The 10,280-nt window shown below is 64.2% G+C and carries 10 protein-coding genes and 2 pseudogenes; 3 read left to right on the forward strand and 9 right to left on the reverse strand.

All coding sequences use genetic code 11. The features are described 5' to 3' along the window. Positions 1 to 412: 412 nt before the first annotated feature. Complete coding sequence (locus tag ACFFIO_RS06280; protein WP_378040738.1) at positions 413 to 598, reverse strand: hypothetical protein; 186 nt, start codon at positions 596 to 598, stop codon at positions 413 to 415. 111 nt (positions 599 to 709) lie between these two features. Here ACFFIO_RS06280 and ACFFIO_RS06285 point away from each other — a divergent pair, with 111 nt between their 5' ends. Both ACFFIO_RS06285 and ACFFIO_RS06290 read left to right on the forward strand, forming a co-directional pair. After that, positions 710 to 1,888 carry an S-layer homology domain-containing protein gene (locus tag ACFFIO_RS06285; RefSeq protein ID WP_378040740.1) on the forward strand — a complete coding sequence of 393 codons (1,179 nt, stop codon included), beginning with the start codon at positions 710 to 712 and terminating at the stop codon, positions 1,886 to 1,888. 354 nt (positions 1,889 to 2,242) lie between these two features. Continuing rightward, the gene (locus tag ACFFIO_RS06290) at positions 2,243 to 3,091 is read left to right on the forward strand and encodes an IS5 family transposase (RefSeq protein ID WP_378040741.1); all 849 of its coding nucleotides are present in this window, start codon (positions 2,243 to 2,245) and stop codon (positions 3,089 to 3,091) included. A gap of 51 nt (positions 3,092 to 3,142) precedes the next feature. On the opposite strand, the gene ACFFIO_RS06295 is transcribed toward ACFFIO_RS06290, so the two are convergent. The 5 genes and pseudogenes from ACFFIO_RS06295 to ACFFIO_RS06315 all read right to left on the reverse strand — a co-directional run bounded on the left by ACFFIO_RS06295 (position 3,143) and on the right by ACFFIO_RS06315 (position 8,632). After that, positions 3,143 to 3,838, reverse strand: coding sequence for a zinc-dependent alcohol dehydrogenase (locus ACFFIO_RS06295; RefSeq protein WP_378040747.1), 696 nt, complete (start codon positions 3,836 to 3,838; stop codon positions 3,143 to 3,145). A gap of 33 nt (positions 3,839 to 3,871) precedes the next feature. Further along, a pseudogene (locus ACFFIO_RS06300) lies at positions 3,872 to 4,264 on the reverse strand (alcohol dehydrogenase catalytic domain-containing protein); the annotation flags it as partial. Beyond that, a complete protein-coding gene (locus tag ACFFIO_RS06305) occupies positions 4,264 to 4,527 on the reverse strand; it encodes a hypothetical protein (RefSeq protein ID WP_378040742.1) in 264 nt (87 codons plus the stop codon). The gene ACFFIO_RS06305 and the pseudogene ACFFIO_RS06300, both read right to left, overlap by 1 nt. Then, positions 4,524 to 6,497, reverse strand: a complete 1,974-nt coding sequence (locus tag ACFFIO_RS06310; protein WP_378040743.1) for a hydantoinase B/oxoprolinase family protein — start codon at positions 6,495 to 6,497, stop codon at positions 4,524 to 4,526. Before ACFFIO_RS06310 ends, ACFFIO_RS06305 begins: the two co-directional genes overlap by 4 nt. Then, the gene (locus ACFFIO_RS06315) at positions 6,494 to 8,632 is read right to left on the reverse strand and encodes a hydantoinase/oxoprolinase family protein (protein WP_378040744.1); all 2,139 of its coding nucleotides are present in this window, start codon (positions 8,630 to 8,632) and stop codon (positions 6,494 to 6,496) included. Before ACFFIO_RS06315 ends, ACFFIO_RS06310 begins: the two co-directional genes overlap by 4 nt. A gap of 116 nt (positions 8,633 to 8,748) precedes the next feature. Between ACFFIO_RS06315 and ACFFIO_RS06320 the strand changes: the two genes are divergently transcribed. After that, positions 8,749 to 9,348, forward strand: a complete 600-nt coding sequence (locus ACFFIO_RS06320) for a TetR/AcrR family transcriptional regulator (RefSeq protein WP_378040745.1) — start codon at positions 8,749 to 8,751, stop codon at positions 9,346 to 9,348. 174 nt (positions 9,349 to 9,522) lie between these two features. On the opposite strand, the gene ACFFIO_RS06325 is transcribed toward ACFFIO_RS06320, so the two are convergent. The 3 genes and pseudogenes from ACFFIO_RS06325 to ACFFIO_RS06335 all read right to left on the reverse strand — a co-directional run. After that, positions 9,523 to 9,657, reverse strand: a complete 135-nt coding sequence (locus ACFFIO_RS06325) for a hypothetical protein (protein WP_378040746.1) — start codon at positions 9,655 to 9,657, stop codon at positions 9,523 to 9,525. 11 nt (positions 9,658 to 9,668) lie between these two features. Beyond that, on the reverse strand, positions 9,669 to 10,022 hold the full coding sequence (locus tag ACFFIO_RS06330; RefSeq protein WP_378040748.1) for a carboxyl transferase domain-containing protein: 354 nt from the start codon (positions 10,020 to 10,022) through the stop codon (positions 9,669 to 9,671). A gap of 53 nt (positions 10,023 to 10,075) precedes the next feature. Next, positions 10,076 to 10,280 (reverse strand): annotated as a pseudogene (locus ACFFIO_RS06335) (hypothetical protein); the annotation flags it as partial.

Genomic DNA, 10,280 nt, shown 5'->3' on the forward strand with positions numbered 1-10,280 from the left:
CTTCAGGAGCCGGCCCCGTAGCGCTAGCGGAGGGGCTTGTGCCGGTGGAGCCGGGGCGCATAATCCGCAGGACAGCAGGCAAAAAAGGAGGTCGGCCCGCCAGGGCCGACGTCCTGGTCCGCCGCCGCTCCGGCGGACCAAGACAAGACAGTCGGCCGAAGGCCGTCCGCGCGTGGGGTTCCGAGTGTGCGAGGAACACCACCAACCCTCAGGGCTTCGATTCCACCGTCGATGCTGGACTCGAGGCGAGTGATCTTAAAGGCGAAAAGCTGCCGGGGTAATTCGGCTGCGTAGACGTAATAGGGCTACTGCAGGATAAGTGTCCGTCTCGTCGGATAATCTCAGGGCAGTCTTCACTCTGACCTGAAGGGGTCCCATGGAACGCGTCAATACCTCAAGCAGGGAAACTAGGTCAGGATCTGTCAGTAAGTGGCAGCGTCTTTGCGGATTCCTCATGGCTCTTGGCTTGCTGGGCGGTGCTCTTGCTCCTGTCGGCGTAGCGCAGGCGGCCACCACAGAGGCCGGTGATGTCCTCGATGATCTCGTCGTTCGTGCCGAGGTGAGCAATCCGGCCTACGACCGTGATTACTTCGATCACTGGTCTGACGCTGACGGCGATGGCTGTGACACCAGGGCAGAGGTGTTGCTCCGCGACTCTCTGGCTCCGGTCACTTACTCCAGTGGCTGCACGGTCAGCACTGGACGGTGGGTGTCGGTCTTCGACGGGCAAGTTTGGACTCAGGCCAGCGATGTCGACATCGACCACTTGGTGCCCCTTCAGGAGGCGTGGCAGTCCGGGGCCAGTGGCTGGACTCCAGCCCAGCGGGGGGCCTTCGCCAACGACTTGACCTACCGTGGGTCGCTGGTGGCCATGACCGATAACCTGAACCAGTCCAAGGGTGCCAGCGACCCGGCCGAGTGGCTGCCGCCGGCCGAGCAGTGCGAGTACCTCACCGGCTGGGTCTCCACGAAGTGGCGGTGGAACCTCACCATTGACAGCACTGAGGCCCGGGCGCTGGATTCCGAGCTCGTGGACGGGTGCTCCAACCCGTCGGTGACGCTCCCGGCCAAGGCCAACGTCCCCGCAGCAACGACGCCCGACCCGCCCTTCTCCGATGTCTCCAGCTCGCATCCTTTTGCCGCGTCGATCACCTGGCTGGCTTCCAGCGGTGTCACCGGCGGCTACACCGACGGGACCTTCCGGCCCACGACCTCCGTGACGCGCGGGCAGTTCGCCGCCTTCCTGTACCGCTACTCCAAGCCGGGTCAGAGCGCGGCGAAGTGCACCCGGCAGTGGTTCTCCGACATCTCTACCTCCGACCCGTTCTGTGGCCACATCACCTGGCTGGCCGGCACCGGCATCACCACCGGGTACAAAGATGGCCGGTTCCGGGGTTCAGCACCGATCTCCCGAGCCGAGATGGCAGTCATGTTGCAGCGCTACCGCTCCTCGGAGGCACCCGTGGCCACGACCTGTGACGCGAGCCGGTTCTCTGACGTGAGCGGCACCTACTGCGGCTCCATCACGTGGTTGGCCAACACCGGGATCACCACCGGTTACACGGATGGAAGCTTCCGGCCCAACCGGAACATTGACCGAGGCCAGTTCGCCGCCTTCCTGGACCGGTACAACACGAAGTTCGGCCCCTCGAATCCACCCACTGTGGTCTCCCCACCACCGACACCCAAGCCCACACCCAAGCCCACACCCAAGCCCACGCCGACGAAGCCGGCGAACCCGGGCGACAGCAAGAACTGCTCGGACTTCTCAACCTGGTCACAGGCCCAGGCCTGGTTTGCCCGGTACTTCCCGTACTACGGCGACGTGGCTCGACTCGATTCCGACAAGGACGGGATCGTCTGCGAGTCTCTGCCCGGCGCACCATAGGAGCCAGCCCCGCCCTGTCGGCGACAGGGCGGGGCGGATGCAGGCGGGGTTGCTGACCCATGCGTTCGCGTCGCTGACGGTCATCCAGCATTGTTGCGGTCACCTCTCAACGCCGATGACTTTATAGTGCCGGACCCAGGCCTTGCTCTTGGTGCCACCGTCTATTCCAGCGGGTTTTAGCTCGTCCGGCCCCCGATCCGCTGAGTCTGCATACGCGTTGACAGTTACTCAGAGATTGCGCGGATAGGCGGTGTGATCCCGATCCCGTAGGTGGCGTGTCGCTGCGGGCTGGCACGGGGAGGTCTTCGATTCGATTGAAGTGCAACCAAGCAACCGAGGCGAAGGACTTCCTCCGTGCCAGCACTTCCATCCTCAATCATCGAGCCCCTGTGGTGCCAGTTCGAGGCACTGCTGCCACCAGTTGAGGAGTCTCACCCGCTCGGGTGCCACCGGCCCAGGGTCGCCGACCGGATCGTGTTCGACAAGCTCGTCGCCCGGCTCGTGCTCGGCGGGACCTACACCAAGCACGCCGACGACTGTGTTTCGGCCACGACCCTACGCACCCGGCGCGACGAGTGGACCGCCGCCGGCGTGTTCGCCGCCCTCGAGCAGGCCGTCCTTGAGACCTTCGACTGGCTCATCGGCCTGGACCTGGAGCACCTCAGTGTCGACGGGTGCTGCGTGAAGGCTCCCTGCGGAGGAGACAACACCGGCCGGAACCCCACCGACCGGGGCAAGTCCGGGCAGAAGCGCTCCGTGCTCTGCGAGGGTCACGGCCTGCCGATCGGGGTCGTGCTGGACGGGGCCAACCGACACGACTCCCCGTTGCTGCGCCCGACCCTGGAGCGGTTGTCCCGGTTCGGATTCCATCTACCCGACAGGACCCGGGTGGATCTCGATGCCGGCTACGATTCCGGAGTGACCCGGGAGTTGCTCGTCGAGCTGGGGTGCGACTGGAAGATTTCCCCGAAGGGCACCTACATCAAGATCAATCACACCCGCCGATGGATGATCGAGCGGACCAACTCCTGGCACACTCGCGGCTTCGGGCTCCTGCAGGTTGTCCTCGACCGCGGCGAGAAGGCTCAGCAGGCTTGGACGCACCTGGCCAACGCCATCATCGTCCTCCGCCGGCTGCTCAAGAAATCATGGACGAGGTTCCGGTGGGACGACCGTCCTGTCAAGCAGTATCAGTGGCGGTGACCGCCTATCCGCGCAATCTCTCAATGCGAGGCCGGCTTCAGTGCTGTGACTTCACTTCGTGGGATCGATCATCACGTGGATGGCCTGTTCGTTCGGGGCCCTGCCGGCCAGCGTCTGCACGGCCAGTTCAGCCTCGGCGAGACCGAACGTGTGCGTGTGCATTCGCTCCAACGGGTACCGGCGGGATTCGATCAACCGGAGCGCCGGCTCAACCGCGCGCGTGTCCTGAGACAGCAGGCCGCGGATCGTCAGTTCCTTGGTCACCACTCGATCGGGGATGAATCCTTCTGCGGCTCGACCCCCTCCTTTGATCGCAGCGAACACGATCGTTCCTCCGGGTTTCGCGATCTCCACGGCGTCGGCGATCGGCTTCATCGCCACTGCCGCGATGTCGACCACGACGTCAGCCCCCTCGCCACCGGTCAGCTCGCGAACGCGGGCGACCACGTCTTCGCGGTCTGCCACGACCGTGGCGTCGGCGCCAAAGGTGCGAGCCAGCTCGAGCTTGTGTGCGTCGGCAGCCAGTCCCGTGACGATGATCTGGGCAGCTCCCGCTTCTCGCGCAGCGATGACGCCTGCGAGACCACGCTGACCGCAGCCCAGGATGACGATCGTGTCGCCGAGGCGCAGCCCGGATTCGTGCGCGAACCAGCGAATGCCTGCGGCGATCGGCTGGTAGAGCGCGGCGAGCTCGATCGGCAGATCGGGATCGACTCGATGCACGACGGACATCGGGTCCAGGTACATGAACTCGGAGTAGCCACCCCAGAGCGACGGCTCCGTGCTCACGGGAATGCACCCGTATGAGTTCACCTGAGTGCCCGGTTTGAAGGTTCGGCACTGGCTGTACCGACCCGTCAGACAGGCACGGCAATGCCCGCATCCCATCACGGCTTCGACTGCGACACGGTCTCCGACCCCTACCCCCCAGCGACGCGCAGCGGACGAGCCGATCTCTGCGATCCGCCCGACCGCTTCATGGCCGGGGATGATCGGATATCCGACACCGAGGGCCTCGAAGCCGCCGTCGTGCTGCTCGACGTCGCTGCCGCACATGCCGCAGGCTTCGACCTGAAGGAGTGCATCGTCGGCGCCGATACTCGGCAGATCGAATTCTTTGAGCTCGAATCTGCCTCGTTCGACGAGTACGGCCGCCCTGCTGCGCGCCACCATCAGCCGTTCCTCGAGGCGGGCCAGTCGATGGTGGCAGACCGCCACGGCGGCCAGTGGTCATCGAGCGTCGGCACATCGATTGAAAGATGCTCGAAGCAGTCCTGGCATTTCGTCACCATGCGGGGGCCGATGAAATTCGCGACCGGATATCTCCGCACGTCACTCGAGCCGCAACTCGGGCAGACCTGGTCGACGAGAGCCCGCTCGACCGACACAGTCGATTCGGACGGTGTCGGGAACAGCAGGCGATCAACACCGCTCACGATGCCACCTCCATGATGGTCGCAGTGTTCCACGCTGGCGGACACGCAGTGGGAACACTCCATTTGTTCTGGTCGCGAAGCCGGGCGAGGTCGCGGCGTCGCATCGCGGTCGCGTCTTCGTCGACCGCTCCTGAGGCGTCGAGCACGACGCCGTATGCCGCATGAGCGAACGATTCGCTGACCAGGCCATCGTCGATGTCGGTGAGGACGCGCTCCGTGTCGCGTTCGAGCGGATCGCCCCATCCGCCGCCACCGCCGACGATAAGGCGGATGCCATCGCCGGGTTGCAGGACCAACTGCGAGACCTTACCGCCCATGTAAGTCGTGCCTAGACCGAAGGTGCCCTTGTCGGGATCCGGTTCGCCGTTCTCGTCGAACACCCCGAACAGTGGCTCCGCCCCGATGGCCCTTCGCGGGTCGAGAGTGGAGCCGGAGCCGTCACCGCGGAGCAGCCATCCGTAGAAGGGCATGCCGCGTCCGCCGCCCGACGAACCAGGGGCGCCGGACCTGGATCGGTCTCCCGTGATAGTGATCACGGTGGTGGAGACGGCGCCGATCGTGAAGATCGCGCCTGCGCCGCCTCGATGCATGCCGGCACCGGCCGAATCCGGCATCAGCTCGTGCTCCCAGATCACGAGGGGGCTCTCGCGTTCGACGTGCTCATTCACCGCTGAGCGACAGTTCGCAGCGATCGAGACGATGCAAGCGCTGACGCCGTCGCTCGTCCAGGTTCCGCCCCATCCGCCACCAGGGACTGCGAACGAACCCCATGGCGATCCTTCATGCCCGGGCCTCTCGTCGACGCCGCCGATGACGGCGACTCCCGACGTGCCCGTATCGCAGGCGATTCCTCGCGCTCCCATCGCCTCGCTGAGCGCCTGCGTCATCATGTTGACGACGCGGCTTCCGGTCTCGGTGTGGCTCGAGCAGCTCGATGGCGGCAGGACGCAGACGATGCTGCCCGGCGGCAGGAGCGCCTCGATGGGTCGCAGTGTGCCGCTGTTGACAGGGGACGCAGGATCCAGGATGAACTTCGTCCCGATGATCGCCCGTGTGGATTCGATCCATGCGGTTCCGACGTTGCCGGCCGGCTGACGTGAGCTGCCGGAATAGTCGATCTCCATGGAGTCGCCGCGGACCTTCAGCGTCATCTGCAGCGTGATCTCCTCAGCGACGATCGCGTCCTCGTCGAGCGAGTCGGTGATGACGTAGTCGCCGTCCGGAACGGTTGCGATGCCACGTCGCATCGCGGCCTCTGCGAGGTCCATCGCATATTCGCCGGAGGCACGCACATGTCCGAGTCCGTAGCGCTCGAACAGACTGTTCAGCCGACTTGCGCCGACGCTGAGACTTCCGGCGAGAGCTCGCACATCTCCGAGCAGGAGATTCGGCGTACGGTTGTTCTCCAGCAGGTGGTTGAAAACCGGCCGGACCGCTACGCCGCCGGCGTAGAGCAGTGTCGGCGGAATCTTTAGCTGCTCTTCGAACGTGGTTTGCGCGCCGTTCGCGAACCCGCCGGGTATGGGTCCTCCCAGATCGGCGACGTGCGAGGTGCTGTGCAACACGAACTCCAGGCGTCCGTCGACGAAGATTGGCTGGAGCACATTGAGATCCGAAAAGTGGATGGCTCCGCGCCACGGGTCGTTGACGAGAATGACGTCACCCTCGCGCAGAGTCGACTCGTCCCATTCGCTCATGGTGAAGTTGACGATGTGCGGGGAGGTGAATGCGTGCTGAACGCACCCCTCGTGCGAGGCAAGCATCTCCCAGCCATTCTCGGTGCGCATATGCACGGCCGATGTGCAGTCTCGGATATCGCGCGCCAGTGGCGAAAAGCTCCCGCGAGTCAGCGTGTCATTCATCTCACGCGCAATCTCGATGAGCCCGTATCGAACGGTTTCGAGGTCGATGAGATCGAAGCCGTACCGCTGCTCGACCTCGACGGCGGTCTCCATGGCTGAGGTCGTCATGATTTTTCCTCCAGGTCTTTCAGGATGATGTTGAGGTTGCCTCCGGAGTCGAGGGAGGCGGATGAGCCCGCATCCAGCACCGTCGTCGCGTACTGCTCGACGATCACTGCGGGTCCAGGAATCGGGACGCCGATTCGCATCCGCGCGCGGCCGTGAACCGGTGCATCCGGGTGGTCGATGCCTGCGAGCCGCAACGATGCGGTCTTGAGCAGGCTGTCTCCCTCCTGATCGGTGGGATAGTTCGGCGTTCCGCCGAACCTCTCCGCGGCGGCGGTGACCTCGATCGATGTCACGATGATGGGCAACTCATCGGCGCTGTACCCGTAGCGACTGTTGTAGAAAGCGTGCACATCGCTGATGATGCGAGCGACCGCGTCGTCATCGATCGGTTCGGACGCGATCGGAACTCGGTTGTCCCACGTCTGTCCGGCATACATCGCGAAGATGCTGCGCTCCAGTGTGATGTCGCTCTCGTCCACTCCCTGACGGAGTAGATCGCCGACGGTCTCCTTCTCGAGGGATGCGAACAACTCCTCGAGAAAATCGCTCTTGATCGAGTTGAGCTGGATGAACGGCGACTGTGCTCGCGTGACGCGAAGATCGCTCGACACCAGACCGTAGGCGGAGAATTCTCCGGGATGGGGTGGGATCACGACCGACTTCATACCGAGATCACGCGCTACCGCAACGGCCATCATCGGACCCGCTGCGCCGAAGGCGAGCAACGAGAATCCCCGAAGGTCGACGCCGCGGTGCGTTGAGATCGCTCGCAGCGCGCTGGCCATGTCGGTCGACGCCAATCTGTATGCGCCGTCCGCCAGCTCAGTCGCATTCATGCCGATTCGATCGGCGACCGCAGTAAGGGCCTGCACCGCCAGTGTGGGCTCGAGCGTGATGTCCCCGCCGGCGAACAGCTCCGGCTGCAGGATGCCCAGATGGACGCAGGCATCTGTGAGAGTCGGCTCGGTTCCACCGCGTCCGTATGCTGCCGGTCCAGGGTTGGATCCGGCGGACTCCGGGCCCACGCGAATACTTCCCAGGTCGTCGATCATGATGATGCTGCCCGCTCCGGAACCGACGCTCTGCACGTCGACGGCAGGCATGGTCATCACCAGGCCGTGCTCGATCTCCCACAGATCTGTCATCGGCGTCTCTCCGTCCTGTACCGCTGCGACGTCGGTGCTGGTCCCACCGACATCCATCGAGACGAAGTTCTCGTGTCCGCCTCGTGAGCGGACGAGCTGGACGATGCCGCTCACTCCTCCGACCGGGCCGGAGACGAGCTGGAAGACGGGTGCCTTCGAGGTCTCAGCGACAGATCCGACGCCCCCGTTCATCGTCATGATCCAGAGCGTGCCGCGGAAGCCGATCTCGCCGAGACTCCTCTCCAGTCGACGCAGATAGTTGGTGACGATGGGTCCGACATATGCGTCGAACACCACTGTCGTCGTCCGTTCGTGCTCCTTGGTCACCGGGTAGAGCTCGGAAGTCTGGACATACGCATCAGGGATTTCTTCACGGATGATCTCGGCAGCACGTTCCTCGTGCACCCGAGTCAGATACGAGTTCATGAAGCAGATGGCGACCGACTCGATCTCGGCTTCGCGCAGGTCGTGAGCGATCTGTCGCACGTGGTCCTCATCGAGTTCGAGGAGAACGGTGCCGTTCTCGGAGATCCGCTCCGGGATACCGTGTCGATCACGACGGCGGACGACCGGCCGGGCCTGATGGGGGCGTAACCACGTCGGGTCATAGAGATCGACGCCGAAGGGGCGATCCATGCGACCGATGTCGAGGAGGTCCTTGTGGCCCGCGGTGGCCAGCAGGGCGGTCTTCGCACCATCTCGACTCAGGACCGCGTTGATACCGCTCGTGTGACCATGCACGATCTCGTCGACCTGCTCGATCGGGATACCGATCTTGGCGAGGCCGGCCAGCACACCATCCTCCTGATACGGCTTCGATGTGAGCACCTTGGTGTCGAGCACGGTTCCGGTCGAGCGCTGCACCGCGACGAGGTCCGTGAAGGTCCCACCCACGTCAATACCGATCCACCAACCGTCGTCGTTAGAATCCACTTCGATCCAGCCTTTCTCGCTGCGCCCCGTAAGGCGCAAGTACTTCGTCGTGACCACATTCGGCGTCGATCGCTCCAGTCAATGCAACTGTTGACGCGCATTGCGTTTATCGTGACATGAGAAGAAATTCTTGTCTAGGCCTGGCTTGGCCGAAGGGGGTTCAGAAGGCGATCATGGGCGCAGAGGGCGGGAAAGCCACGCGGGCAGATACGCAGCGGACACGTGAGCTGCTCCTCGACGTGCTCGGCGAGCTTCTCGAATCACGAGGACTTGCCGTGTCCATGCCGGAGCTTGCGCGCGAGGCTGGCGTGTCGGTGGCGACCGTGTATCGACATTTCGACGACGTCCACGACCTGCGACAGGAGTTCTACCAGCGAACGATCTCCAAGCTCATCGCTCGGCTCACCCAACTCAGCGAAGAGTTCTCCGGCCTCGAGCTGTTTCAGCGGATGTGCGACGACTGGGTTCTGCTCGCCTCGCAGTGGGCGCGGGCTGCCGCCTTCATCCGCAGCCCAGAGGGGTTCATCGAACGAGTTCGCCACGGGGATCCGCACATGGGTCAGCTCTACGATCTGTTGCGCCCAGTCGTGTCGGGGCTGATGACAGATCGGGTGATCGAGGAAAGGAACGTCGACTACGGTGTCATGCTCTGGGCGACACTGTTCGACGAGCGCGTCATCGTCGATCTCGAGAGCGGACTCGGTTGGGCATCGACGTCGATCGCACGACGGCTCTCCGCGACGTTCCTGGATGCCATGCAGCGCTCACGTTAGAGCGCCCCGCGTAGCTCGCGTCGCGGCTTCATCCGTCTGCTGATCGTTCGGGCGCTCTGTTCGGCCGTCGAAGTTCGCGATCGCCCCGACGATCCACGCCCGGGTGTGCGCAGGGTCGATGACGTCGTCGATTTCGAAGACCGAAGCGGCTTGGTAGCCGCGACCGTTCACGATCTAGTCGTCGACGAGTCGGCGGAACTCGCCCTCTTGTTCGACCGGGTCCTCGATGGCGTCGAGCTCTCGCTTGTATCCGAGCCGCACCGCGCCCTCCGGGCCAATTGCGCCGAACTCGGCTGTTGGCCACGCCACGATGGCGTCCGCTACACGGAAGCTGCGCCCTGCCATCGCCTGTCCGCCAGCCCCCACGTCTTGCGGACGACCACCGTGCACAGCGGCACAGACAGGTTCGGGCCGATCCGGAAGATCTCCTCGATACGGCGGGCTACGGCAGCCTCCTCTGACTCGGGGCCGACGAGGAACCCAGGCGTGTCGCAGAGGCTCACGACGGGGATGCCGTAGCTATCGCAGAGGCCCAGGAAGCATACCAGCTTGTCGGATGAGTCACTGTCGATGGCGCCGCCGAGATGGCTGCCGTCGTTAGCGACCATGCCGACCGGAGCGCCCTCGATGCGTGCGAGGGCCGTGGCGATTCCTTTTCCGAAGCTACCGCGCAGCTCCGGTCAAGTCCCTGGAAGTGGTGTAACGGTCTGATCCTTCGTTGTTGTTGTCAGGCGCTGAGTTCGAGGGCGGTGTCGGGTTCGGTGTTCACCTCGTTTCTGGTGTCGTCGACGGCGGTGAGGCGGCAGCGGTGCAGGACCTCGAGGCCGAGGTAGCGGCGTCCTTCGGTCCATTCGTCGGTCTGTTCAGTAGTGCCCCATAAAGTGGTGTAACGCACGGTGGTCCGGCACGTCGATCCAGACGTAGACGCGGCC

It is taken from the genome of Citricoccus parietis (assembly GCF_042433045.1).
Taxonomy (GTDB): Bacteria; Actinomycetota; Actinomycetes; order Actinomycetales; family Micrococcaceae; genus Citricoccus; species Citricoccus parietis.

Excerpts from the sequence above, each read along its gene's own strand:
- ACFFIO_RS06295 (WP_378040747.1), bottom strand. The coding sequence starts at position 3,838 with ATGTACCTGGACCCGATGTCCGTCGTGCATCGAGTCGATCCCGATCTG.
- ACFFIO_RS06310 (WP_378040743.1), bottom strand. The coding sequence starts at position 6,497 with ATGACGACCTCAGCCATGGAGACCGCCGTCGAGGTCGAGCAGCGGTAC.
- ACFFIO_RS06320 (WP_378040745.1), top strand. The coding sequence starts at position 8,749 with ATGGGCGCAGAGGGCGGGAAAGCCACGCGGGCAGATACGCAGCGGACA.